Below are 25,129 nucleotides of genomic sequence, written 5' to 3' on the forward strand. Positions count from 1 at the left end.
ATCTAGCAAAGTTTTACAATATGCGATTATCGATGGAAGAATCGCCGCCACTCATGCTAAACCTTGTGGTATGCAAGCTGAGACACCCCATATCTTCAAAGAACGCCCCCTGATCCGGCAGTTAGATGACGCAGCGGTAAACCGCATCGCAGCCGGCGAAGTGGTCGAGCGCCCGGCCTCTGCAGTCAAAGAGCTGACAGAAAATGCCATTGATGCCGGAGCACGGCGCATTTCCATTGATATCGCCGATGGAGGCAAAACGCTGATCCGCATCACTGATGACGGTCACGGCATGACAGCGGATGATCTGCCCTTAGCCCTATCCCGCCATGCCACATCTAAAATTGACGGAAGTGACCTGCTGAATATTGAAAGTTTCGGATTTCGAGGCGAAGCCCTGCCATCATTGGGCGCCGTTGGAAGGCTTTCCATTACCAGTCGCGCTGCCGGCCATGAGGGCGCCGAAATCACCGTTTCAGGAAGCGTGCAATCGGCGGTAAAACCAGCAGCGCTTAGCGCGGGCACAGTGGTCGAGCTGCGTGATTTATTCTTTGCCACGCCGGCGCGCTTAAAGTTTATGCGCAGCGAGCGCGCTGAAACCCAAGCAATCAGCGATGTTATTCGCCGCTTGGCCATGGCAGAGCCTGCAATCGGGTTCGTGTTGCGAGATGTCTCGGGAGGCGCGCAGCGGATGATCTTGCAGCTTGCCCCGGAAGACGCCCCGTATTTCGAGGCATTGGCAAACCGGTTGTCAAAACTCTTGGGCCAAGAGTTTATCGAGAATGCGCTGCGCATCGAAACCGAGCGCGAGCACCTTCGTTTAACCGGCTATGCTGCATTGCCCACCTATTCGCGCGGAGCCGCCATTAATCAATATATTTTCGTCAATGGCCGCCCGGTGCGCGATAAAACGTTGAATGGCGCGTTAAGAGCGGCCTATTCTGACGTGTTGTCGCGCGATCGGCATCCGGCCGCAGCGCTCAACATCACCTGCGATCCGCATTTGGTCGATGTCAACGTGCATCCTGCAAAATCAGAAGTCCGGTTTCGAGATCCATCCGCAGCGCGCAGTTTGATCGTTTCGGGCCTGCGCGCCGCCCTTTCCGAGGAAGGACACCGAGCATCAAGCACCGTTGCAGCAGCAGCGCTTGACGCGCTGAAGCCAGGCCAGCCCCGCGCGCCCGTTTATCAGATGCCGCGCCTCTCGACCAAAAGCAAAGTTGAAAGCTATCGGTTCCAATCCCCAGAATTTGCCGAACCAAGCGCCTCATATGTCGCGCAAGAGCCACAGCAGGCAAAGCCAAAGACACCCGCAACCGCGGATGACTCACAGCCAATTGCTGAACAAGATCATTTTCCCTTGGGCGCAGCGAGAGGCCAAATTCACGAGAACTACATCATTGCCCAAACCGAAAACGGCCTTGTGATTGTGGATCAACACGCAGCCCATGAACGCCTTGTTTACGAAAAGCTGAAAGCGCAAATGGCGGAAACCGGCGTCGCCACGCAAGCGCTTTTGATTCCAGATATTGTTGAGCTTCCAGCTGAAACATGCGCTGATCTTCTGCAACGCTCCCAAGAGCTGGCCGAACTGGGGCTGATCATTGAGGCCTTTGGGGGAAGCGCCATAGCAGTGCGCGAAACACCGGCTATTTTGGGCCCCGTGAGCGCAAAACCCCTGATCATGGATCTGGTGGATGAGCTGCAAGATCTGGGCAATAGCGAAAAAATCAAAACCAAGATCCAAGAAATTCTGAGCCGGATTTCCTGCCATGGATCTATTCGCTCTGGGCGCAGAATGCGGCCCGAAGAAATGAATGCATTGCTGCGCGATATGGAGAAAACGCCGCTTTCGGGCCAATGTAATCATGGTCGGCCAACGTATATAGAATTAAAACTGGCGGATATCGAACGCTTATTCGGGCGTAGCTGATGGAAAACACGCCTCTCCTTTCAAACAATCCGATGGTTTTTCTTGTGCTTGGCCTGCTGCTGGCGGTCTTGATTTGGTGGATTTCTACCTTGCGTAAATCCGGCCAGTCAAACGGGCTTGCAGAACAAGAAATGAGCCTTTTGGTCAAACAATTGCAGGCCCTAAGTGACGGCCAAGAGCGTTTATCAGGCGGGCTACACCACGTGTCAGAAGCCAATGCCAAGGCGCAAACCAACATGCTGGCCTTGATGGAGCAACGTCTTGCGCAAGTTCAGCAACAGCTCTCTGAAAATATGCATGGCTCAGCCCGCCGGACTGCCCAATCTTTGGGGGATCTTCAGCAGCGCTTAGCCACCATTGATAAAGCACAAGAGAACATCACCAAGCTCTCAGGGGATGTTTTGAGTTTGCAGGATATTTTGTCAAACAAACAAACACGCGGGGCATTCGGTGAAATTCAATTGCATGACATCGTGATCAAAGCCTTGCCACAAGACAGTTTTACGATGCAAGCCACCCTTTCAAACGGGCGGCGCGCAGATTGTATTATTCACCTTCCCAACCCGCCTGGGCCAATCGCCATCGACAGTAAATTTCCCCTAGAAGCTTATGAAGCGATGCGGCGGGCCAGCACAGAGGCCGATTTGGCAGAGGCGGCGCGGCAATTTCGAACAGCGCTGCGCAAACATATCAAGGATATCAGCGAGAAATATATTATCGAGGGGGAAACCGCGGATGGCGCGCTGATGTTTTTGCCGTCAGAAGCGGTTTACGCTGAGATCCACGCGAATTTCCCAGATTTGGTGCGTGAAAGCTTTGCAGCGCGCGTTTGGATCGTATCCCCCACCACCTGCATGGCCACGTTAAATACAATGCGCGCCATTCTCAAAGATGCCCGCATGCGCGCGCAAGCAGGATCCATCCGCCGCGAATTAGGCCTTCTGTATCAAGATGTTGACAGATTAGGCACGCGGGTTGAAAACCTTGACCGTCATTTCGGTCAAGCCGCAAAAGATCTGTCTGAAATCAAAATCAGCTCGGAAAAAGCTGGAAGACGGGCGCGCCGCTTGGATAATTTTGACTTTGAAGAGTTGGCTCCAAGCGAGGCAGAACCTCCGCTGGTGCCCCCAACACCCGCAAAAGACCCGTAAGCCAAATGAGCACGAACGTGTCGAGACGCTTGCCAATAAACTTTGTTTGTATGAAAATGCGCGATGCAGCGATCAGGCTCGGATCAAAGCGTTGCCAGCTTGCATTGTTTTGTGGCTAAATTGAATTCTTTGCATGATAATCTTTTGATAAGGCTTCACCTTGAGATAGACAGCGCTTATAGGCTAACACTTGTAAAAACGTGGCGAGATACACCAAGTGGCACATATCATTGTTGTCGGAAATGAAAAAGGCGGCGCTGGCAAGTCAACAGTCACGATGCATTTGGCGACCGCGCTGTCGCGCATGGGCCATCGGGTTGCAGGGCTTGATTTGGATCTGCGCCAACAAACATTTGCCCGCTATTGCTTGAACCGTAAAAAATATCAGGATGAGGCGGGGCTAAGTTTCCCAAGCCCACAACATTTTAGCCTGCCTGAAATTGAAAAATCCGCCGTACCTGAAGACGAAAACATCTATGATCACAGATTGTCAGCCGCGATCGTTGAGATGGAACCCGGTAGCGATTTTATTATGATAGATTGCCCAGGCTCGCATACACGCTTGAGCCAGGTCGCCCATTCGCTTGCCGATACACTGATCACCCCGCTGAATGACAGCTTTGTCGATTTTGATCTCTTGGCGCATATCAGCAGTGATGGGCAAACCATCGCCGGCCCGTCTGTTTATTCGGAAATGGTCTGGCATGCCCGGCAATTGCGCGCGCAGGCTGGTTTAAAGCCGATCGACTGGATTGTGTTGCGCAACCGCGTGGGCGCGCAGCAAATGGTCAATAAACAAAAAATGAGCAAGGCACTGGAAGAATTGGCCGACCGGATCGGGTTCCGGATTGCACCCGGTTTCAATGAGCGGGTGATTTTCAGAGAGCTGTTCCCGCGCGGGCTTACCTTGCTTGATCTTAAAGATACCGGGGTGCGGCAGTTGAATATGTCAAATATTGCCGCCCGCCAAGAATTGCGCGATCTGCTTAAAACGCTAGAGCTTCCCGAAGTTGAGCTTAATTTTTAGCGGCTTTGATTGCCTCAGCTAGCGGCCTAAATCAGTAAATCCGCGCAATCCGACTGTAGCGCGCTATCTCACGATCAAACCTGTTCGATGCGCAGGAAAGGAAAATATCGCATGACGAAATTCGCGCCGCCGCGCCAAGAGCTGATATTTAGGTTGGTTCTATCCATCCTCGCGCTCGCGCTGCTTGTCTTTGCGCTGAGCCAACGCAGCGTCAGTTCAGCCGCCGGAGTAGAAATGGTCGCCGCCGCGGTGCTTTTCTTTGGAGGCACCATCGGCTGGACCCTGTGGCGATTGTTTAAAAGCAAAACTCCGTTCAACAAACGCTCTGAAAGCCGCAGCTCTGCGTCAGACCGCTCATCGCAGCCATAACGTTAGAACGCGGTTGAGCTGCGCGTGGTGACTGCGCGCGGATCCGTTTGCACATCCAATATCGCGGGGGCATGCGCCGCACGGGCCGCGGCAAACGCATCGGCAAATTGGTCCGTCTTGGTGATCGTTGCGCCAAACCCTCCATAGGAGCGGGCCAGAGCCGCAAAATCTGGATTGCGGATATCTGTTCCTGAAGGGCGGTCAGGATATGTCTTTTGCTGGTGCATTCGAATGGTTCCATAAACACCGTTATTCACCACAATCACGATAATATTGGCGCCGTATTGAACCGCCGTTCCAAACTCTTGCATGCTCATTTGAAAACACCCATCGCCGGCAAGGCACACAACCGCGCGCTCCGGATGTGCTAATTTTGCCGAAACCGCCGCGGGCAGCCCATATCCCATGCTTCCAGAAGTGGGCGCAAGTTGCGTGCGATAGGCTTTGTAGCAGAAATAACGGTGCAGCCAGCCTGCGTAATTGCCCGCCCCATTGGTTAAAATAGCATCGTCTGAAAGCGTTGCAGAAAGATGCAAGATCACCTGCTCTAATTGCACAGCCCCCGGGGTTGCGGATGGGGCTTGCCACGCCTGATAGGCCTTATGCTCGGGGCTGGCCTGCGGTGCAACAGGCACCGCAGGCAAGGTTTTAAGCGCCTGCGCCAAGAATTGAGATGCCGTACAAGCAAAGCCCAAATGGGGGCGATACACGCGCCCAATCTCATTGGCATCGCTGTGGATATGGATCATGGTTTGGCTTGGATTTGGAATGTCTAACAGCCCATATCCGCCCGTTGTCATCTCGCCCATGCGCGCCCCCAGCACCAGGAGGCAATCCGCGCTTTGCACCCGGCTTAGCAAAGCGGGATTAGGGGCAATTCCCAAATCACCAGCATAATTGGGGTGCCGGTTGTCAATGTAATCTTGGCATCGAAAAGATGTGGCCACGGGCAGATGAAGCGCTGCGGCAAAGCGGGCCAGATCCTTGGCGGCTTTTGCGCTCCACGCGCCGCCCCCGGCGATAAGGATTGGGTTTTCTGCCCCCTGCAGCTGTGTCAGCACCTTTTGCACAGAGGCCTCTGAGACATCCTGCCAGGCAGGTTGCGCCGGCTTTGCATCCAACACGTCACACTGCTGCGCCAGCATATCCTCGGGCAAGGCCAACACGACCGGGCCAGGTCGCCCCGAAACGGCCATGTGAAATGCCCGGCTGATATATTCAGGTATCCGATCAACGCGATCAATTTCGGCAACCCATTTGGCAAGCGGCGCGAACATCTGCCGATAATCAACTTCTTGAAAGGCTTCCCGATCACGCTGATCGCTGGCCACCTGGCCCACGAATAAGATCATCGGCGTGCTATCTTGCAACGCGATATGCACCCCAGCGGATGCATTTGTTGCGCCCGGACCCCGCGTAACAAAGGCCACGCCCGGCTTGCCGGTTAACTTGCCATGCGCTTCTGCCATTATCGCCACGCCGCCTTCTTGACGCCCGATGATCGTTTCAATGCCGCTCTCAAACAATCCGTCCAGCGCTGCTAGATAGCTTTCCCCAGGCAAACAAAACACCCGGTCTACGCCTTGAATTTTTAACTGGTCGATCAGGATTTGGCCGCCGTGACGCATTTTTCTATTCTCCAAGCGATGGCTCAAAACGGATGCGACACCCGTGCAAACCAATCAAATATCAAGCCGCCCGCAACCCAAGCAATGCGCGCGCCTCGTGCACGGTGGCAGGCTTGCGATCGAAGCGCGTGCAAAGATCAACTGCGCGCGCAACAAGCGCAGCATTTGAGGGCGCTAAGGTTGAACGATCAAGTTTGATATTATCTTCCAACCCAGTACGCACATGTCCACCCGCGGCAATCGACCATTCATTGACAACGATTTGCTGCGCCCCGATACCGGCCGCGCACCATTCAACATCCGGCATCAAACGCTCTACCGTTTTTATATAATAGTCAAAAACGTCTTTCTCCGCAGGCATTGCATTCTTTACCCCCATCACGAATTGCACATAGGGCTTCGCCGCGAGGCGGCCATCGGCCAACATCTTCGCCGTTTGATACAAATGAGACAAATCGAAAGCTTCTATCTCTGGTTTAATATCATATGCGAGCATTTCACTGGAGAGCCAATCGATCAAATCCGGAGGGTTTTCATAAACCCGCGTCGGAAAATTATTCGAGCCCACTGTCAGTGACGCCATATCAGGGCGCAGCGGCAACATCCCACCACGCTCCTGCCCCGCACCAGAGCGGCCTCCGGTTGACAATTGAACAATCATGCCGGGGCAATGGGTTTTTATACCCTCCATCAACAGCGCAAACCGGCCCGGATCCGAGCTTGGCGTTCCATCGGGCAAACGCACATGGCAATGCGCGATACTTGCGCCCAATTCAAAAGCCGCTTGCGTGCTTTCCACTTGTTCTTCGATGGAAATAGGCACAGCCGGATTGTCAGATTTCTTTGGCACTGAACCCGTAATCGCAACACAAATTATGCAGGGCTTACTCATCGATTACTCTTTCTTTGCTCGCGAAAATTCAATATCAAACCTACGATTTTAAGCAAGTAATCATCCAAGGATATCCAAATTTAACATGCCGCGTTGCGTAATACGATTAACGAAATGATTGACCTTTTAAAGCAAAAGGTCGGCGCGCAGACTTCCGCTTTTATCGCGAATACAGGTCGCGCCTCTGCGCTTCAATAGCCATAAACGCAGCCGCGCCTAGCAAACAGGCTCTAAACAAAAGCGTAGTTGGGAGGCGATGGGGTCTCTATGAGCGGCCTACGCTTAGTGCGTCCACGCGCCGCGCCGCGTCGTAGCAAAATTCTCGCCATACCCGCCCGCGCGAATATTTGCCTTGCGAGTCTTGGGTTCGATCACTTCATAGGCCAAAGCTTTTTGCTTGGCATACTGGATAGCAGCCTCTTTATTCTCAAACCGCAAAGTAACCTGCGATTGCGTATCCGCGCTAGATGTCCAGCCCATCAAGGGGTCAACTTCCCGCGCCGAGGATTGCGTATATTCAAGGACCCAGTCATGTGTGCGGGCAAGCCCGGAGGACATCGCCGTTTTAGCCGGTTTGAAAATACGTGCAGACATTCATGTTCTCCTAAAAAACCCCTGTCTTATGCGTGATTTTCATCGGGTAAACAAGCAAAAGATCCGTCCAATTTCACCCCGTAGCGCACGCGTTTTAAAAAAACCCAGAATCACTCAGTTTTATAGATGACGCTTCCCAAACCGCTTTGACCTTTGGGCCGGCGGGCCTATTGTTAGAAGGCAAGTGAAGGAACCTCTTTTATGACCCAAGACCAGATTGGACAGATCCGCGGCGAGGTGAAAAACCGCCCCAAGCTTGAAGGGGGGAAGCGGTTCGAAATGATGTCAGAATTTTCGGAGGCGGGGGATCAACCTACCGCAATCCGCGAACTGACGGCGGGCATTCAAGGACAAGAGCGCGATCAGGTTCTACTGGGCGCAACAGGCACCGGTAAAACCTTTACTATGGCCCGTTTAATCGAAGAAACCCAACGGCCTGCGATTATTCTGGCGCCCAATAAAACGCTTGCAGCGCAGCTTTATGGAGAGTTTAAAAGCTTTTTTCCCGACAATTCAGTCGAATATTTCGTCAGCTTTTATGATTATTATCAACCCGAAGCCTATGTCGCGCGCTCGGATACCTATATCGAAAAAGAAAGCCAAATAAACGAGCAGATTGACAGAATGCGCCATTCTGCAACCCGCGCTTTACTAGAAAGGGATGACGTTATCATCGTGGCTTCGGTATCGTGTATCTATGGGATTGGGTCGGTCGAAACCTATGGCGCGATGACGCAAGATCTCAAAGCCGGTGAAAATTACAATCAACGCCAAGTGATGGCGGACCTTGTTGCGCAGCAATATAAGCGCAATGATCAAGCCTTCCAACGCGGATCCTTTCGCGTCAGAGGGGACAGTTTGGAAATATTTCCAGCGCATCTCGAAGACCGCGCCTGGCGGTTATCTTTTTTTGGTGATGAGCTTGAAAATATCACCGAGTTTGATCCGCTGACCGGTGAAAAAACCAATTCTTTTGAGCAGATCCGGATCTACGCCAATTCGCATTACGTAACCCCGAAACCCACCATGCAGCAGGCCTTGATCAGCATCAAAACCGAGCTGCGCCAGCGCCTTGATCAATTGGTCAATGAAGGCAAATTGCTCGAAGCCCAGCGTTTAGAGCAAAGAACCAATTTTGACCTCGAAATGCTGGAAGCCACTGGTGTGTGCAACGGCATCGAAAATTACTCACGCTATTTGACGGGGCGTGCGCCGGGCGAGCCTCCCCCCACTTTGTTTGAGTTTATACCCGATAATGCAATCGTCTTTGCCGATGAAAGCCATGTCAGCGTGCCTCAGATTGGCGCGATGTATAAGGGCGATTATCGGCGCAAATTTACGCTGGCAGAACATGGGTTTCGACTGCCCTCTTGCATGGATAACAGGCCGCTTAAATTTGAAGAATGGAACGCGATGCGGCCGCAAACCATCTATGTTTCAGCCACCCCTGCCTCTTGGGAGCTTGAGCAAACAGGGGGCGTGTTTGTCGAGCAAATTATTCGCCCCACCGGGTTGGTTGATCCCAATATTGAAATCCGCCCCGTTGAGATGCAAGTGGATGATTTACTGGATGAAGTGCGCAAGGTCACGGTTGATGGGTTTCGCACATTGGTCACCACGCTGACCAAGCGCATGGCCGAAGATCTGACCGAATACATGCATGAACAAGGCATAAAAGTGCGCTATATGCATTCGGATATCGACACGATTGAGCGTATTGAAATTCTGCGCGATTTGCGGTTGGGTGCCTTTGATGTTTTGATCGGAATTAATCTGCTGCGCGAAGGGCTCGATATTCCCGAATGCGGGCTGGTGGCAATCTTAGATGCAGATAAAGAAGGGTTCTTACGCTCGGAAACCTCACTGGTTCAAACCATTGGCCGCGCCGCGCGCAACGCGCAAGGTCGCGTGATTATGTATGCAGATAGAATTACTGGCAGCATGGAGCGCGCCTTGGCTGAAACCGATCGCCGCCGAGAAAAGCAAGTGGCGTATAACACCACCCATGGCATCACGCCTCAAACCATAAAAAAGAATGTCGAAGATATTCTGTCAGGGCTTTATAAAGGCGATACGGATCAATCACGCGTCACCGCGCAAATTGACTCGCCTTTGGCCGGGGGTAATCTGCAAACTGTTTTGGAGGGTTTGCGCAACGATATGCGAAAGGCCGCCGAGAATCTTGAATTTGAAGAGGCAGCCCGGTTGCGGGATGAGGTGAAACGTTTAGAGGCGGTTGATCTGGCAATTGCCGATGATCCGCTGGCCCGCCAATCTGCGGTTGAGGCCGCCGGCGAAGCCGCTGTAAAATCGCGAGGCCGGTCAAAAGCTGGACGCGGGGGTACCCGCACCTATCGCGGCCAGGCGCAACGCAAAGCCTAAGCCAGCGTTGCAAGTGGCATTTCTTCACGGAGTTGGAATTGATGGTAAGGCTTTTAGATACTGGGCAATCGCCAATCGATCCTCGGGGCTCACCTTGGCAAGATTATCCACCACTTTGGCCATAGATCCCCCCACAACGTCGAAATCAGGCGTCAAACCGCTTTCAAGGTAATCGGCAATGTCTTCAAGGCGCCACTTTAAAGCTGCCGGCGTTATATTGGGGATACGTCCCGTACCAGAGGGGTTATTTGCCCCCGCTAACCATTGCCCGCGCTTCAAGCCGCCCAGCGCGTTGCGCGCCGTATGACATTGCGCGCAATGGCCCAAAGCTTCAACCAAATACCGTCCACGTTCTTGCCCAGCATCCAATGGGGATTTCAGATGCCAATCTGGCTCTGCAAAAAATAGTTTCCACAGCCCGACAAACCGCCTGAAACCAAAGGGAAATTGTAACTCATGGGGGGCTGACACCGTTTCAACAGCAGGCAGGCCTTGCCAGAACATCCAAAGATCGGAAACATCTTGCAGCGTCATATGCTGGTAGGCAGTATAAGGAAAAGCCGGGAAATAATGCTCCCCCATGGGGGATATTCCGCGGCGAATTGCAGTTTCGAAATCCGTAAAATCCCAACGGCCGACCCCGAAATTTTGTGACATTGAAATATTTGGCGCCCGAAACACGCCATAGGGCGTGACAAAGCTTTGCCCGCCCCCCAATTGCAATGCAGCCTCACTGGCCACGCTTGGTGTGCTGTGACAACTCCCACAACCAGAAGCATAAAAAACCGCTGCGCCGCGCTCCGCATCGCTTGGCAGCTGCGTTATGTCTGAGCCTTGCACCGCAGGCGGCATCAATAACACAAGCGCGCCGAAACCTGCGATAAAGCCCAAAAGCGCTGATATAAACACCAGCCGCGTCAGCACTGCAGATGTGACCTTAGGACCATTTTGCCGCTTCCTTTCAACCCGCACCGCCCCGATTCTGTCCAATCTTAGGCTTTATTCTTGACAAAACCGCGCTTGCGTCGCGACAGTCCTACTACAGCAAATCGACATCTCCAAGACAGGTGAGTGATATGTCACACTTATATGAAATCAAAGAACTGCCGGATATGGAAATTTTCATGCCAGATGGCTGCCGGCTTTCGGCGCGGGTTTGGATGCCTGAAAATGCCCAACAGCATCCAGTGCCCGCCATCTTGGAATTTCTTCCCTACCGAAAGCGCGATGGCACAACCGCGCGCGACTGCCTGACTCATCCCTATTTTGCAAAGCATGGCTATGCCTGTATTCGCGTGGATATGCGCGGCAATGGCGATAGCGAAGGCGTAATGGAAGATGAATATACCCAGCAAGAACTAGAAGATGCCGTCGCCACCATCAACTGGCTGGCCACCCAAAACTGGTGCAGCGGCGAGGTGGGAATGATGGGTATCAGCTGGGGCGGCTTCAATGCATTGCAAGTCGCCGCCCTGCAGCCAAAGGCGCTGAAAGCGATCATCACCTTATGCTCAACCGTCGATCGATATGCGGATGATATTCATTACAAAGGGGGCTGTTTGCTGAATGAAAACCTAGGATGGGGCGCCACAATGTGGGCCTATTCTTCGCGCCCGCCCGATCCTGCTTTGGTGGGTGATGCCTGGCGTAAGCTGTGGCTCGAGCGGCTTGAGGCTGAACCGTTTCTGCCCATCACTTGGTTGCGCCATCAAAACCGCGATGCCTATTGGCGACATGGCTCAATCTGTGAAAACTATTCTGCGGTTAAAGCAGCGACCCTAGCGATAGGGGGGTGGGGCGATGCCTATAAGAATGCCGTGTCGCATCTGGTGGAAAATTTGCGCGCCCCGGTGAAAGGCATCGTGGGCCCCTGGGTGCATAAATATCCGCATTTCGCAGTGCCCGAACCGCGGATTGGCTTCTTGCAAGAGGCCTTGCGCTGGTGGGATCATTGGTTGAAAAATTGTGATCAAAACATCGAACAAGATCCAGATTACACCGTCTATCTTATGGAAGGCGTGCGTCCAAAAACCTGGTATGAAAGCCGCGCCGGCCACTGGATCGCGGAAACAAATTGGCCCAATAGCTTGCAACATCACACCTTGCATCTACAATCTGATCATCGCTTGGGTATGAACGCTGCCAAGCTGTCAGAAGTGGTAAAATCCCCCCAAACCTGCGGCGCCACATCCGGGGAATATTGCGCCATCTGGTTGGGCCCAGAAATGCCGGGGGACCAACGCGGCGATGATGCTTTTTCAGCCTGTTTTACGTCAGAGCCCCTGCAAGAGCAGATGGATATTGTCGGGGCTCCTAAGCTTCAGCTGCGCCTGAGCTCTGACAAACCCGCTGCGCAGATCGCGGTGCGTTTGAACCATATTCATCCCGATGGCGCGGCAACCCGCATCACCTATGGTGTATTGAACCTGGCCCACCGAAACGGCCATGAGAAATCTGAGGCCTTAATTCCTGGCACGGATATAGATATTGAACTGGCTTTGGATCAAATTGCCTATCGCGTGCCCAAGGGTCATACCATCCGCGTGGCCATTTCAACCAGCTACTGGCCGCTCTTATGGCCCGTAGCAGAGGCCGCTGAAATCACCTTGAAAGGCGGAGCTTTGGACCTGCCCCTGCGCAAAAGCGGCGATGCAGATGAACGTCAGTTTTTACCACCCGAAACCGCAGACCCTTGGAGGATCGCGCAGCTGCGCGCACCCAAAAATAGCCGCCGGCACATCACGAATATGGAAACGGGTGAGGTCACTTTGGAAATTATTGATGATTTTGGCAGCGCCCGCGATCTTGAGCATGGCTTAATCCATGGCAGCATCGCGCGTGAATGGTGGACGATCCACCCCGATGATCCGCTTTGCGCCAGCGCCCGCACGCATTGGACCTGCGAAAACAGCCGTGAGGGCTGGGTAACGCGCACAGAAACCTTTGCAAATATGACATCGGATCTGACGCATTTTCACCTAACCGCACGACTGGAAGCCTATGAAAATGAACAATTGATATTTGAAAAAGACCTATCGGAAAGCCTGCCCCGAGATCTGCGTTAAAACGGCCCTGGGCTTGGCATTTTTTAGCTTGCGGTCTCGGCCCGTTGCCGCGACAGATTGGTCAGCCAATCTGGGTCCATTTCAGGCACGGATGACAACAGCAAATTTGTATAGTCGGGATGCGGCGGTTGAAACACATCGGATTTTAGGCCTTGTTCGACCACTTCACCCTGATTCATCACCACCACTTGATCCGCGATGGCTTTCACCGTTGAAATATCATGCGTGATGAACAAATAGGTTAGGCCAAGCTCATCTTGAAGCCGCAGCAACAGCTTTAAAATACCTTCTTGCACGATCTGATCCAAGGCTGAGGTAACTTCATCGCAAATCACAAATTCGGGTTCTGCAGCCAGCGCCCGCGCGATACAAATCCGTTGCTTCTGCCCCCCCGATAATTCACCCGGCAAACGTGCCAGAAAGCTTGCATCCAGCTCGATCATCTCAAGCAATTCAACGATGCGCGCCTCTTTTTTTTCACCGCGCATGCCAAGATAAAACTCTAACGGCCTACCAATAATATCGCGCACCGTTTGCCGCGGGTTCATCGCCGTATCAGCCATTTGATAAATCATCTGAATACGGCGCTTTTGATCTTTGCTGCGCTCAGACAGTTTTTTGGGCAGAGCCTCGCCATTAAACTCTATGCTGCCTGCAAGCTGGGGCAGCAATCCAGTGATCACCCGCGCCGTCGTTGATTTGCCCGAACCGGATTCGCCCACCACAGCAACGGTTGAACCGCGGGGCACCTCGATATCCACTTGGTGCAGAACCTTTACCGTTCCATAACTGGCATCAATTCCTTTTAAAGACAGCAACGTATCGCTTGGTTTTTGAATTGGCTTCTCCAGCGCCCGTACGGACCATAGCGATTTTGTATAAGCCTCTTTGGGATCGTTTAACATCACCCGCGTGCTCGCCTCTTCCACCTCTTCGCCATAGCGCAGCACTTTGATCACATCCGCCATTTGCGCCACCACGGCCAAATCATGCGTGATGTAAATAGCCGCAGTGTTGAACTCTTCAACAATCGCTCGCATCGAAGATAAAACTTCTACTTGCGTGGTGACGTCAAGCGCCGTTGTCGGTTCGTCAAACACGATCAAATCAGGGCGCGGCGACATCGCCATAGCCGTCATCACGCGCTGCAATTGACCACCGGAAACCTGGTGTGGATATCGATCCCCAATATGATCAGGATCGGGTAAATTTAACGCCCCATATAAGGTTTTCGCATCTGAATGTGCTTCTGCGCGCGGCTTAATCTTCGCGCGAATGGTCGAGGCGGTTGTTTGGTCAAGCAAGCGATGCGCAGGATTGAAGGAGGCGGCGGCAGATTGTGCAACATAGGTCATTCGGTTGCCCCAAAGCCCGCGCTTTTCACTTTCAGACAGCTGCGCAAGATCAGACCCGTCAAAAAGAATTTCACCCCCCGTGATGCGGCATCCCGGCTGGGTATAGCCCATCGCGGCCAGCCCCAAGGTTGACTTGCCCGCCCCGGATTCCCCGATCAGGCCCAGCACCTCACCCCGATGCAGCTTCAGATCAACGCCTTTTACGATGTCATGCCATTTTTCATCTGAAAATCCTTGGATTTTCAAACCCTTTATCTCAAGCAGCACATCGCCTTTTTTCGTTTTATTGTTCATCACGCAGCCCGCTTGTTTTATGCAAGAACCAATCAACCACAAAATTAATCGCCACGGTAAGCAACGCGATCGCCGCGGCTGGTAACAACGGGGTTAGCCCCGCCTTAATATCATATTGGGCGAACATAATCAGCGAGGCGTTTTCGCGCACCATGGATCCCCAATCTGCGGTTGGAGGTTGAATTCCCACCCCTAGAAAAGACAACGCCGCGATGGTGAGAAACACGAAGCAAAACCGCAATCCAAATTCAGCGATCAGAGGCGGCATAATATTGGGCAAGATCTCTCGGCGCATAATCCACCACAGGCCCTCACCGCGCAGGCGGGCGGCCTCAACATAATCCATCACCACAACGTTTAAGGACACTGCTCTGGTCAAACGAAACACCCGCGTGCTGTCTAAAACCGCGATAATAAGGATCAAATTGGTAACCGTTGATCCAAAAATGGATAATAAAACCAATGCGAAAATCAGGCTAGGAATGGCCATTAACACATCTACCGCGCGGCTGAGAAATTGATCCAGCCAGCTTTGATTGATCGCAGCGGCAAGGCCCAGAGAACCACCGATTATAAACGCCAAAAGCGTGGTGGCGACCGCAATACCAACTGTATTTCGTGCCCCAAAAATCATCCGCGAAAAGATATCCCGACCAATCTGGTCGGTGCCAAACACATGCTCAGCGCTCCAAGCTGCATAGGGTTCGGGAAAAACCTCAGCCTCTCCATAAGGCGATAAAATCGGCGCGAACACCGCCAATATAATGTAACCCAGAATAACGATCATCCCAAAACGGGCTGTCATCGGTGCTTTGCGCAAATCAAGAATTAGGCGTTGCCAAAGCGATCGCTTCTCGCTGACAGCACCGACCTCACCTAAGGCCGAATATGTGTTAGGTTCTTGGCTCATTTTGGATGCAACAATCTCGGGTTGGTTACAATACCGATAATATCGGCAAGCAGGTTTAACAAAATATACGTTATTGCGAAGATCAACGCACAGCCCTGAACAACCGGGATGTCCCGGCTGGCCACGGCATCAACCATCAATTGGCCGATGCCGGGATATACAAACACCACTTCTACCACGACCACCCCAACCACCAAATACGCCAGGTTGAACGCAATCACTGTCGCAATGGGCGCCCAAGCATTTGGCAAAGCATGCTTCAAAATCACTTCGCTTGGAGAGGCCCCCGATAAGCGGGCCATTTGAATATAGGGGCTGGCCAACAGGTTGATGATGGCCGCCCGCGTCATCCGCATCATATGCGCAACGATCACCAAAGTCAGCGTTAGTGCAGGCAAAGCCGCCCTGAACAAGCGCTCTCCAAATTGCGTATCGGCATCCACATTCGCGAGCGATGGGAAGATAGGATAGAGCGAAGACAGAAACAAAATCAAAATATACGCCACAAAAAACTCGGGAAACGAGATGGTCGTCAGCGTAGCCATATTGACCGAACGATCAAAAAACGAATTGCGATAAAGCGCGGTCGTAATGCCCAAGATTAAGGCCAGTGGCACAGCAATCAACGCCGCCACCGACGCCAAGAATAACGTATTTTGAAGCCGCGGAGCCACCAGATCGATCACTTCGCGCGAGCGGTCAACGCCAGAGGCGTTGCGGCCCGAAAAAGAGGTGCCCAAATCGCCCTGAAGCGCGGCTGCGATCCATTGCCCATAACGCACGATAGCAGGTTGGTCCAACCCCAACTCGCGCCGAAAAGCGGCGACCGTCTCTTCTGTCGCTGCTTGGCCCAGAACCGCTTGTCCGAAATCGCCTGGTAAAAGCTCCATTGAAGAAAAGATGATAATGGAGACAACAAACAACGTGACGAAGCCCATGGCCAGACGCCCGAGGACCGTTTTCAATACAGGATGCAAGATTTCCGTCCTAAAAAAGAATACTCAGGCCAGAAAAATCTGGCCTGAGATTTTGATTATACTTACGCGAACCACCAGCGCTCAACGCATTTTGCGCCATCGCTATCCCAGTTTGCAGCAACATTATCTTCAGTTGCAATCGCTTTGCTATTCGCGCTGACATAGCTGTTGAACAGCGGTACAATCGCGCCGCCATCATCGCTGATGAGGCTCTGACATTCGTAATACAGCTCTCTGCGCTTGCTATCATCAAGCTCGGCGCGGGCCGCTTTGACCAATGCGTTGAACTTCTTGGATCCGTCAGTGCCTTTCCAAGCCGTATCGTTCCATTCCGTGTCATTGGTATAGGCGGCAGAGAACATCCAATCTTCGGTCGGACGACCGCCCCAATAACAGGCACACCAGCCTTTGGCATCGTTGTTCCAAACGTTTGACCAGTAACCGTCTTTGGGCTCGCGCACGACTTCGATTTCGATCCCGGCTTCTGCAGCAGAGTTCGCAATCAATTGTGCTGCATCAACAGCACCTGCGAAAGCAGCATCCGAAGCTGACAAAGGAATTTTGCCGGAATGGCCTGATTTCTTATAATGGAACGCCGCTTTATCTGCATCAAACTCACGCTGTGGCATGTCTGAATTGTGATAACGGTTCGCCGTTGAAATCGGGTGGTCATTGCCCACAGCGCCATAACCGAGCAACACTTTATCAACCAGCTCTTGACGCTTGATCGAATGTTTCAGCGCCATTCTCAGATCATAATTGTCAAACGGATCTACGCTTAAACGCATTGGGAAAGTGTAATGCGCGGTGCCTGTTTTCTCCATGATGTTGATATTTGGATTGCGCTTGAAAAGATTGATCGTTTTCAGATCAACGCGATCCATCGCATCAATATCGCCATTCATCAAGGCTGTCTGGCGCGCGGTTGGATCGATGATGGAAATCAATTCCACCTCATCAAAATGCGCGCGGCCCTCTTTCCAATAATTCGGGTTGCGCTTCAAAACAGATTTCACACCGGGCTCAAAAGATTGAACGATGTAGCCACCAGTGCCGATACCTGATGTCATGTCACCGGCGGGGCGAATGGAAATGTGATAATCACTTACGATGAAGGGAAAGTCAGCATTTGGGCTTTCAAGCTCAAAAACCACCCGATTTTTACCATCAGCTTTCAACGATTTAACCGCAGTGAGCAGGCCTTTTGCGGCGGAGGTCGAATCCTCGCCCATATGGTGGTTGAAAGAGGCAAGCACATCTTCGGATGTCATGGTTTTGCCATTGTGGAATTCAACGCCCTGACGCAGGTTGAACACCCAAGTTTGGCCATCGGCGGATTCGTAGCTTTCGGCCAGCTCTCCGACCAATTGACCATCATTGCCAACTTCGGTCAGGTGGTTGCCGAACGTATAGCCATTCACAAGCGTGAAGTGGTTTTCAGAGGTTCCTGAATCCAACGTGTCCGTGGTTGAGCCATGCGCGATCCCCATTCTGAACAAGCCGCCGCTCTTTGGATTGGCCGCCTCTGCACGATTGGCTAGGCTCAGCGCGGCTGGAACCGTCAGACCGGTTGCCAACACTGACATCATAAATTTACGACGATCAATGCTACCAGTCATCAACTTACGCGTTTGTAGATCAATGAACTTATCTTTCATACCTATCTCCCTATTGGTATTTTTTATTGGCTGCTCTAGTAAATGTTGCCTGAGCGATAATATCAACCCTTATATTATAAGTTTGCCTGGAAGCGGCCTAAGCCGACAGGATTTCTGCCCCAGAACTTGAAAATGCCCACACAGAGGCACAAAAACACTCCTCTGATTTATTACATGCGATTCTGTTACCCAGTTGAACGGATCGGCCATCCTGCAACCCACCGGCCTGAGCGCCAGCAGCGCCAGCAGCGCCAGCAGCGCCAGCAGCGCCAGCAGCGGATAAGTCAACAAACAGCGGGTGAAAACCGGCAAAATCAGCAAAGTCGCTTTTCAAAACCTTCTTTCAAGAAAAACTGGGCGTGGGGCCAGCCCACCCCGGATCACCAAGAAAGCGATTCTCCACCGCTTTTTTGCCTTGATCACCGCGCCAGAGCATCGTAAACACCCTCGCAGTTGGGGTGTAGCCAAGCGGTAAGGCAACGCTTTTTGGTAGCGTGTACCGTAGGTTCGAATCCTACCACCCCAGCCACTTTTCCCAAATTTAAAATTGCATCGACTGGCTCGGTAGCACGCTGCAGGTTGCCCACTGCTGGCTGTTCTGCTTTATATCGGCGCCATCCGTGCAATTTAAATGAAGGCCTTGAAATGAAAATAGCGACTATGGCAACTGGCGGAATCGGGGGGTATTTGGCGGTAAAGCTTTCGCAGGCGGGCCATCAGATTGCATGCGTTGCGCGCGGGGCGCATTTATCCGCCATACAAACGCAGGGGTTAAAATTGAACAGCCCCCTAGGGCAAGAAGTCATCCGGCCTTGGAAGGTCAGCGAAGATCCCGCCGAGATTGGGCCCGTTGATGCGATTATTTTTGGTGTAAAAGCTGCCGCGCTTGACCAGGCTGCCCAGAAATGCCGACCAATGCTGGGAGAGCACACCGTGGTAATCCCATTTCAAAACGGGGTCACGGCCACCTCCGATCTAATGGGGATCTTGCCCAACCACCATATTGCCAGCGGCGTCGCGCTGATTTCAACCACCATCTCTGAGCCTGGTATCATTACGCAAACTGGCAATGCTGCACGGTTTCTTTTCGCCGAGCGTGACAGCGTTAGATCTGCCCGTATCACGGCCCTTCAAGCCGCCTTCCAGCAGGCGGGCATTGCGGCGCCAGAGACCAAGGATATCACCCTCGACCTTTGGATGAAGTTCGTACTGTTCTCGGCCATGTCCGGCATCACCGCAACAGCGCGCTGCACCGTTGGCGATATTTTAGCCTCGCAAGCGTTAGGCAGGCTTTTTTGTCAAGTTATGGAAGAAACCGCCATGATAGGCCGAGCGCATGGCGTGCCTCTCAAGGCTGATTGTGCAGATACGCTTTGGTTACGGGTGCAAGACCTGCCATCGCAAATGCGCGCATCAACGGCAATTGATCTAGAACATGGACGGCCGCTGGAAAGCCCGTGGATCTCTGGCTCGGTGCCAAAGCTGGCCAATCAAGTTGGCTTGCAAGCCCCTTTGAATGCCGCGCTTTATGCGTTGTTGAAACCTTATGAAAACGGCGTTTCAACGTAATCAAAGCGTTTAAAGGTGAACGATCTCGGCCGCTCGGCCACGGATCAGAACAGAGCCAGCGTGTTCAAAGCGACGCTTTTGCGCCGCTTTGAAGCGAAATCAAACAGGCTTGCACCGCGTGGTACAAATCGGGCTTGCCCTCAAAAATAGTTTCGTCGGGCTTTAAGTTCTGATCCAATTCGGCAAACCAACCGCCGCGCGTGTGATCAATCAAATGGGTGGCCGAAAACTGCCAAATCCTGCGATACCAATGCGCAAATTCTACCCGATCACTGACCTGCTGCAACGTGGCGGCAGCTGCGATCCCTTCGGCGCATGGCCACCATAAACATTTGCGCTGCAAGGGCATATTCTGCCAATCCAACGTGTAATAAAACCCACCCTTATCGCGGCACCATCCCGTTTGACAGGCGTTTAAAAACAGCTGCTCAGCCGCCTCAACCAGCCAAGAATGGCGTTTTTCTCCCGCCTGATAAAGTTCGATCAGCAATCGCGACCACTCTAATGCGTGGCCCGGCGTGGTGCCCGCGGGACGAAACATGGGATCACCCGAATAGTCCAGATCAACCTCCCAATTTCCATCAAAATGCTCAGGCACCCGCCACTGAGCGCTGCGGGCATGACGATCAATAATCAAATACGCAATTTCTTCGGCTTTTTGTAAAAACATCGTATCCTTGGTGACAGCAAAGGCGGCGATCAGGGCCTCAGTCAGATGCATATTGGAATTTTGTCCGCGATAGGTGCTTAAAGCCTGCCAATCTGCGCTAAACTCTTCGCGGCTGGCGCCCCGCTCTGGCTCCCAAAATCGCTGCTCGATCACCTCGACAATATCGTCAAGCAGCCGGTCCGCCAATGGGTGCATCACCTCTTTGGCGGCCGCTGCTGCCAGTAATACGAATGCATGCCCATAAGCTTGCTTTGCCGGATCTATAACGCCGTCATTGCTCACGGCCCAATAATAGCCCCCATGCTGCGCATCGCGATGTTGTTTCAAGATAAACTCAAGACCCTGATCAATCATCCGCTCGGCGCCGGCAAAGCCGAACCGATGCGCCAAAGAGAAACAATGGACAAAGCGCGTTGCATTATGCAGCGGTTGCACCTCTTGCGCAGCAAAAGACGGCCTTAATGGATCCCCTGTCCGCCCAAGGGCCCAGAACCCCCCTTTTGGATTTAGCGCTGCAGGGCCAAAAAAATCAAACAAAAGCAGCGCTTGGTCATTAAGCCAAGCGTTTGAGGGCTGACCCGTTTCATCTGCAAGAAAGCTCTGTGTTTCATCATTTTGCATGGCGCATCCCCCAGTTTGCGAAATGCATCCGAATTCAGGGGGGCATTTCCTGCACAGTGGCGTATAAACGCTTCCTCCAAAACAAAAAAGTACTAATGAAAACGCGTTCAACCTCAAAAATCCGCAGCCTCAAAGCGGCGGAAAATTAGTCTAAACCCTTGCAATCTGTGCGTCACTTGCACGAACTTGATCACTGGACCAATCCTCAAAGATTTACGGTTTTGCGTAATGCTTTTCCGAAAGAAATCTGGCATGCCTGCCAATGCAGAACATTGCATTGGCGCTTATTTCTGACAAAGATACACAACGCATCGATCCTGCAGAGTAAGGACCCCTTCTATGAACGACTTTCATCAAAAGCTGACCGCCTTTCGGCGCGATCTACATCGCCATCCAGAGCTGGGTTTTGAAGAAACCCGCACCAAAGCCAAAATAGCCTCGGCTTTGCGCGCCTTGGGCCTAAGCGTTTGCGAGGGCGTTGGCGTCGTTGGGGTTTTGAAATGTGGAAACGGCAACCGCGCAATCGCATTGCGCGCGGATATGGACGCGCTGCCCATTTCCGAAACCAGCGCGCATGATTACAGCTCTTTAACGCCGGGTGTGATGCATGCCTGCGGCCATGACGGGCATACCACAATGCTGTTGGGCGCGGCTGAACTGTTAAGCCAAAGCCAAGATTTTGACGGCACCGTAATCTTTATCTTTCAACCAAATGAAGAGCACGGGTTGGGCGCGCGCGCCATGCTGGACGATGGCTTTAACGAAAGATTTGCGCCCGATGAGATTTATGCAATCCACAACCTACCCGGGGCACCATTGGCCGAAATTTCAACCCGTATTGGCCAAATTTGTGCAAGCGAAAGCCTGTTTGAAATTCATATTACAGGTCAAGGCGGGCATGCCTCAATGCCCCATCTTGGCGTTGATGCAATCACCGTTGCCGCCGAGCTTGTTATGGCGTTACAGACCATCGTTGCCCGCAAATTACCCCCCGATGCCGGGGCGGTGGTATCCGTTACCGAAATCTCAAGCGATGGGCAGCGTAATGTTTTACCAGGCACTGCGCTGCTGAAAGGCGATGTTCGCGCGCGCTTGCCACAAGACCGAGACGCGATCAGAAAATTCATGAAACAAATCACATCTGGACTTGCCGCGACGCATAACGTGCAGATTGATATGCAATTTGAAACTGAATTCATCGAAACGATAAACGCTAAGGACCCAACCGACAGCGTGATACGCGTTGCCAATGCGCAGGGGCTCACAAATATTGGGAATCGTCCTGCCATGAGCTTTTCAGAGGATTTTGCGCAATTCAGCGCCGTGATACCGGGTTGCTTTTTTCTTCTTGGCAATGGCACTGATGGGCCACATGGTCAGGCGCTACATCGATCGAATTATGATTTCAACGATGCTTTATTGCCCGTTGGGGCCAATTTTTGGGCGGCTTTGGTGCGCGATCGGTTGCCCAAAAGGTAATATGCTGCTCAGCCCCTCCCCTTGAGATATCGCATATTGAAAAAAAGCCATGAGGCGCTAATTTTCAAATAAGGAGAAAAGAATGAAAGCCAAACTGGTCACCTTAACGTTGAGCTTTATGCTATTTGCGCCAATCGCCTCGGCAGAACCGGGCGCCTGCCCAGATCATGGTGCAGATCCCGCGAAATTCTGCCCCGTTGGATCCGTTTGGGATGAGCGTTCTAAAACCTGCGCGGTCATGGCTTAACCCCATATCAGCCCGAACCCTTTGCGCTAACCGCGTGCCACGCCGCTTGTACCTACCGCACAAACTGATGGCGCTTTGAGATTGGTCAGGTTTGGGTTTGTCAGATCATTAACCTGACCGGTCAAACCGGCTTTGCACCCGCGCAATCCCGAGTTAATCGGCGCTCAATTTCCTGTAGCGCCCGGCCATCTAAATGGCTTTCATCGCAATGAAACCCGCGGTTTGAAAACCCTTCAGAATCGCTGGTAAACTTATGCATATCCACCAAGCCCATATCACTTTGATGCACGTGATAGGCCAGGCTTTGATTGAACAAGTGAACAATATTCGCCACGCTTGCGTTTTCTGCTGCGCTGCTCTTGGACGAATGCAGAGGTGCCGGAACATTCAGAATAAAAATCTGATGTTGCATTTCCACAGCAAGCCCGCCCACAAACCGCAGATAGCCTGCAACGGTTTCAGCAATTAAATCTTTCAATTCAATATCACGCGCGTCTGCCACTGCTAAGAAACCTTCATGTAGCCGGCAGTCAATTTCTCCACAGGACAGCATAGCCTTTGAACGCTTTGGCAGATGACGCAATTGAGCGCGGAGAATTTCGGAAAATGGGCGTTGCGCCGAGTCAGACAGGTGGAAAACTTTGGTGCCGAACGAAATCATCGGCTGTACTTTATACATCTGACCCTCAAGACGCAGCTTTAAATGGGCGAAACTTAAACAATGGCTTTCGCCCAAATGATAGATAAGACGCGTTTCAGACCCATCCGGTTTATTCGACAAAAAGCCTTTATTTTGCGCTACGAGCGCTTGAATCAACTTATAATAGGCCGAACAAAATATCTGGTCTGCAGCGCTTAAAGCGTTAAACGCATTACGTCTTTCTGCCAATTTTAAAGCGCTAAGCTCTGCCTCCACAGAGGCGCTGGCCTCGTGTATATAAGCGTCAATCAACGCAAGGATACGGGTTTTTATACCGGAAAACGGCTGCGCGCGTTTTCTGAGTTTCAAAAACTCTCGTCTCTGCCAAGGGCATTGGATTGATAAATTATAAAGGTTTGCAAAGGCCTCTTCATGCTGCGGGTTTAAGCGCAGCGCCCGTGCAAAACTCTCAAACGCCTCAGATATCTGACCTGCTTTTAAATAGGCAGCACCCAGATTGTTAGACGCTGGTGCAAACTCAGGCTTGAGCGCAATCGATTTTTTATAAATATCAATCGCGGCAGCGGTATCCCCGAGCGCAAAAAACGTATTGGCCATATTATAAAAGGCTTTTGAAAACTGCGGATCCAAATCGGTCGCGTTTCGAAAACTAGTGAGCGCTGCCTGGTAATTTCCAAGCCGCCCATAGCTTTCACCCAGATTATTATGCACGTTTACATTTTTTGGATCACGCTCCAAAGCATATAAAAAGGTGGTAACGGCAACGTCAAATGCGCCAAGCCGTGCAAAAGCACTTCCAATAATATTAAATAATGGCGCTGACTCTGGATATTGGTTCGCGATCTGCGCTCTGAGCTCAATAATATTTTGATATTTTTCCTGACTAAATAAAGACGTCAAAAGCTTGAAAACCGCGCCGTCACTATCGGGTAGCGAAAGGGGGTAATTGGCTGCGTGACGCACCTTTTTCAGCGCTGTTATCGCCCGCTGATTCTTTGGATAAACGTCTAAAATGTTGCGATACAGCGCCACGGCTTCAGAGAGTTTATTCAGCGCTTCTAACTTTTTTGCCGCCTTTAGCGTTCTGTCAACATTCAACCCCATCACCAAGAAATCTACGCACGCTGTTAGATTATATTTATATCTATATGAAATAAAAATGGAAAGTAATCGTTAAAAATAAATCTCTAAAAGAGATGTCTAACTCAAAACGTACAAAAAATAAGCAACTTAAATCAATATTTTAAATTAAATTTTTGGGCTGATTGCATTTTTTAGGACCTATTTGAATACAAAATATAAAATCAGTGAATTCAAAAATTATCAAAGCGAATATCATCTCTTTTAAGCGCCTTATCTTTTAATTCATCCATCCATCCAAGGCGAGTTTAACGGTTCAGCGCTGGCCAATATATGCCTGCAAAAAATGCCGCCGCGCCGCGCCAAGACACACCTGACTAAAGAAGACGCCGTTGAAATTGCAAAACCAGATCATTTAAGCAGCGCTGATGAAAGCGCGGCTCTGCGACAATCGCAGCCCTGCTTCGCGTTTTTCAAAGCGCTTGTCCCATTTTGCTACAAAGATGATCCGTTTTAATATGGTTCAGCGCTCGAATGAAGAGAGTGAGAGAAACCATTTATTTCTAT

20 protein-coding genes and 1 tRNA gene are annotated in these 25,129 nt (G+C 51.8%); 11 read left to right on the forward strand and 10 right to left on the reverse strand.

The features are described 5' to 3' along the window. The first annotated feature begins 70 nt into the window (after positions 1-70). From mutL to UM181_03685, 4 genes are all read left to right on the forward strand, one after another. Complete coding sequence (gene mutL / locus UM181_03670; protein ID WQC63723.1) at positions 71-1,933, forward strand: DNA mismatch repair endonuclease MutL; 1,863 nt, start codon at positions 71-73, stop codon at positions 1,931-1,933. Beyond that, complete coding sequence (gene rmuC, locus UM181_03675) at positions 1,933-3,084, forward strand: DNA recombination protein RmuC (protein ID WQC63724.1); 1,152 nt, start codon at positions 1,933-1,935, stop codon at positions 3,082-3,084. Before mutL ends, rmuC begins: the two co-directional genes overlap by 1 nt. Positions 3,085-3,301: 217 nt before the next feature. Continuing rightward, entirely contained in the window at positions 3,302-4,111 is an 810-nt protein-coding gene (locus tag UM181_03680) for a division plane positioning ATPase MipZ (protein WQC63725.1), read from the forward strand. 111 nt (positions 4,112-4,222) lie between these two features. Continuing rightward, complete coding sequence (locus UM181_03685) at positions 4,223-4,480, forward strand: hypothetical protein (GenBank protein ID WQC63726.1); 258 nt, start codon at positions 4,223-4,225, stop codon at positions 4,478-4,480. A gap of 2 nt (positions 4,481-4,482) precedes the next feature. On the opposite strand, the gene UM181_03690 is transcribed toward UM181_03685, so the two are convergent. The 3 genes from UM181_03690 to UM181_03700 form a co-directional block, all read right to left on the reverse strand. Next, positions 4,483-6,108: a thiamine pyrophosphate-binding protein gene (locus tag UM181_03690; GenBank protein WQC63727.1), complete on the reverse strand. Its 1,626-nt coding sequence runs from the start codon at positions 6,106-6,108 to the stop codon at positions 4,483-4,485. 61 nt (positions 6,109-6,169) lie between these two features. Then, positions 6,170-7,000 (reverse strand): 3-keto-5-aminohexanoate cleavage protein, encoded by an 831-nt coding sequence (locus tag UM181_03695; GenBank protein WQC63728.1) that lies wholly within the window; start codon positions 6,998-7,000, stop codon positions 6,170-6,172. 282 nt (positions 7,001-7,282) lie between these two features. Further along, entirely contained in the window at positions 7,283-7,594 is a 312-nt protein-coding gene (locus UM181_03700) for an ETC complex I subunit (protein ID WQC63729.1), read from the reverse strand. 201 nt (positions 7,595-7,795) lie between these two features. On the opposite strand from UM181_03700, the gene uvrB reads away from it, so the two are divergent. Further along, complete coding sequence (gene uvrB, locus UM181_03705) at positions 7,796-9,976, forward strand: excinuclease ABC subunit UvrB (GenBank protein WQC63730.1); 2,181 nt, start codon at positions 7,796-7,798, stop codon at positions 9,974-9,976. Between the two features lie 24 nt (positions 9,977-10,000). Here the strand turns inward: uvrB and UM181_03710 are convergent, their stop codons facing one another. After that, entirely contained in the window at positions 10,001-10,966 is a 966-nt protein-coding gene (locus UM181_03710) for a cytochrome c (GenBank protein ID WQC63731.1), read from the reverse strand. Positions 10,967-11,052: 86 nt separating this feature from the next. On the opposite strand from UM181_03710, the gene UM181_03715 reads away from it, so the two are divergent. Then, positions 11,053-13,041, forward strand: a complete 1,989-nt coding sequence (locus UM181_03715; protein WQC63732.1) for a CocE/NonD family hydrolase — start codon at positions 11,053-11,055, stop codon at positions 13,039-13,041. Positions 13,042-13,064: 23 nt separating this feature from the next. On the opposite strand, the gene UM181_03720 is transcribed toward UM181_03715, so the two are convergent. The 4 genes from UM181_03720 to UM181_03735 form a co-directional block, all read right to left on the reverse strand. Then, positions 13,065-14,690, reverse strand: a complete 1,626-nt coding sequence (locus UM181_03720) for an ABC transporter ATP-binding protein (protein WQC63733.1) — start codon at positions 14,688-14,690, stop codon at positions 13,065-13,067. Then, positions 14,680-15,600 carry an ABC transporter permease gene (locus UM181_03725; protein ID WQC63734.1) on the reverse strand — a complete coding sequence of 307 codons (921 nt, stop codon included), beginning with the start codon at positions 15,598-15,600 and terminating at the stop codon, positions 14,680-14,682. The genes UM181_03720 and UM181_03725 overlap by 11 nt, the downstream gene beginning before the upstream one ends. Further along, on the reverse strand, positions 15,597-16,577 hold the full coding sequence (locus UM181_03730) for an ABC transporter permease (GenBank protein WQC63735.1): 981 nt from the start codon (positions 16,575-16,577) through the stop codon (positions 15,597-15,599). The genes UM181_03725 and UM181_03730 overlap by 4 nt, the downstream gene beginning before the upstream one ends. A 62-nt stretch (positions 16,578-16,639) precedes the next feature. Next, positions 16,640-18,235, reverse strand: a complete 1,596-nt coding sequence (locus tag UM181_03735; GenBank protein ID WQC63736.1) for an ABC transporter substrate-binding protein — start codon at positions 18,233-18,235, stop codon at positions 16,640-16,642. Positions 18,236-18,361: 126 nt separating this feature from the next. On the opposite strand from UM181_03735, the gene UM181_03740 reads away from it, so the two are divergent. The 3 genes from UM181_03740 to UM181_03750 all read left to right on the forward strand — a co-directional run bounded on the left by UM181_03740 (position 18,362) and on the right by UM181_03750 (position 19,804). Then, positions 18,362-18,676 (forward strand): hypothetical protein, encoded by a 315-nt coding sequence (locus UM181_03740; protein WQC63737.1) that lies wholly within the window; start codon positions 18,362-18,364, stop codon positions 18,674-18,676. Positions 18,677-18,689: 13 nt separating this feature from the next. Further along, positions 18,690-18,764, forward strand: a tRNA-Gln gene (locus tag UM181_03745). Positions 18,765-18,880: 116 nt separating this feature from the next. Then, positions 18,881-19,804: a 2-dehydropantoate 2-reductase gene (locus tag UM181_03750; GenBank protein WQC63738.1), complete on the forward strand. Its 924-nt coding sequence runs from the start codon at positions 18,881-18,883 to the stop codon at positions 19,802-19,804. A 64-nt stretch (positions 19,805-19,868) separates the two neighbouring features. Here the strand turns inward: UM181_03750 and UM181_03755 are convergent, their stop codons facing one another. Next, on the reverse strand, positions 19,869-21,095 hold the full coding sequence (locus tag UM181_03755) for an AGE family epimerase/isomerase (GenBank protein WQC63739.1): 1,227 nt from the start codon (positions 21,093-21,095) through the stop codon (positions 19,869-19,871). Positions 21,096-21,434: 339 nt separating this feature from the next. Between UM181_03755 and UM181_03760 the strand changes: the two genes are divergently transcribed. Further along, positions 21,435-22,574, forward strand: coding sequence for an amidohydrolase (locus UM181_03760; protein WQC63740.1), 1,140 nt, complete (start codon positions 21,435-21,437; stop codon positions 22,572-22,574). An 82-nt stretch (positions 22,575-22,656) separates the two neighbouring features. Next, on the forward strand, positions 22,657-22,821 hold the full coding sequence (locus UM181_03765) for a hypothetical protein (protein ID WQC63741.1): 165 nt from the start codon (positions 22,657-22,659) through the stop codon (positions 22,819-22,821). Between the two features lie 121 nt (positions 22,822-22,942). On the opposite strand, the gene UM181_03770 is transcribed toward UM181_03765, so the two are convergent. Next, positions 22,943-24,586 (reverse strand): tetratricopeptide repeat protein, encoded by a 1,644-nt coding sequence (locus UM181_03770; protein WQC63742.1) that lies wholly within the window; start codon positions 24,584-24,586, stop codon positions 22,943-22,945. Positions 24,587-25,129 lie beyond the last annotated feature (543 nt).

The organism is Alphaproteobacteria bacterium US3C007, from assembly GCA_034423775.1.
GTDB lineage: Bacteria > Pseudomonadota > Alphaproteobacteria > Rhodobacterales > Rhodobacteraceae > Thalassovivens > Thalassovivens spotae.

Coding starts and splice junctions, on each gene's coding strand:
- UM181_03725 (WQC63734.1), bottom strand. CDS start 15,600: ATGAGCCAAGAACCTAACACATATTCGGCCTTAGGTGAGGTCGGTGCT.
- UM181_03695 (WQC63728.1), bottom strand. CDS start 7,000: ATGAGTAAGCCCTGCATAATTTGTGTTGCGATTACGGGTTCAGTGCCA.
- UM181_03760 (WQC63740.1), top strand. CDS start 21,435: ATGAACGACTTTCATCAAAAGCTGACCGCCTTTCGGCGCGATCTACAT.
- mutL (WQC63723.1), top strand. CDS start 71: ATGCAAGCTGAGACACCCCATATCTTCAAAGAACGCCCCCTGATCCGG.
- UM181_03755 (WQC63739.1), bottom strand. CDS start 21,095: ATGCAAAATGATGAAACACAGAGCTTTCTTGCAGATGAAACGGGTCAG.
- UM181_03765 (WQC63741.1), top strand. CDS start 22,657: ATGAAAGCCAAACTGGTCACCTTAACGTTGAGCTTTATGCTATTTGCG.
- UM181_03700 (WQC63729.1), bottom strand. CDS start 7,594: ATGTCTGCACGTATTTTCAAACCGGCTAAAACGGCGATGTCCTCCGGG.
- UM181_03770 (WQC63742.1), bottom strand. CDS start 24,586: ATGGGGTTGAATGTTGACAGAACGCTAAAGGCGGCAAAAAAGTTAGAA.
- UM181_03735 (WQC63736.1), bottom strand. CDS start 18,235: ATGAAAGATAAGTTCATTGATCTACAAACGCGTAAGTTGATGACTGGT.
- UM181_03750 (WQC63738.1), top strand. CDS start 18,881: ATGAAAATAGCGACTATGGCAACTGGCGGAATCGGGGGGTATTTGGCG.
- uvrB (WQC63730.1), top strand. CDS start 7,796: ATGACCCAAGACCAGATTGGACAGATCCGCGGCGAGGTGAAAAACCGC.
- rmuC (WQC63724.1), top strand. CDS start 1,933: ATGGAAAACACGCCTCTCCTTTCAAACAATCCGATGGTTTTTCTTGTG.
- UM181_03715 (WQC63732.1), top strand. CDS start 11,053: ATGTCACACTTATATGAAATCAAAGAACTGCCGGATATGGAAATTTTC.
- UM181_03720 (WQC63733.1), bottom strand. CDS start 14,690: ATGAACAATAAAACGAAAAAAGGCGATGTGCTGCTTGAGATAAAGGGT.
- UM181_03685 (WQC63726.1), top strand. CDS start 4,223: ATGACGAAATTCGCGCCGCCGCGCCAAGAGCTGATATTTAGGTTGGTT.
- UM181_03690 (WQC63727.1), bottom strand. CDS start 6,108: ATGCGTCACGGCGGCCAAATCCTGATCGACCAGTTAAAAATTCAAGGC.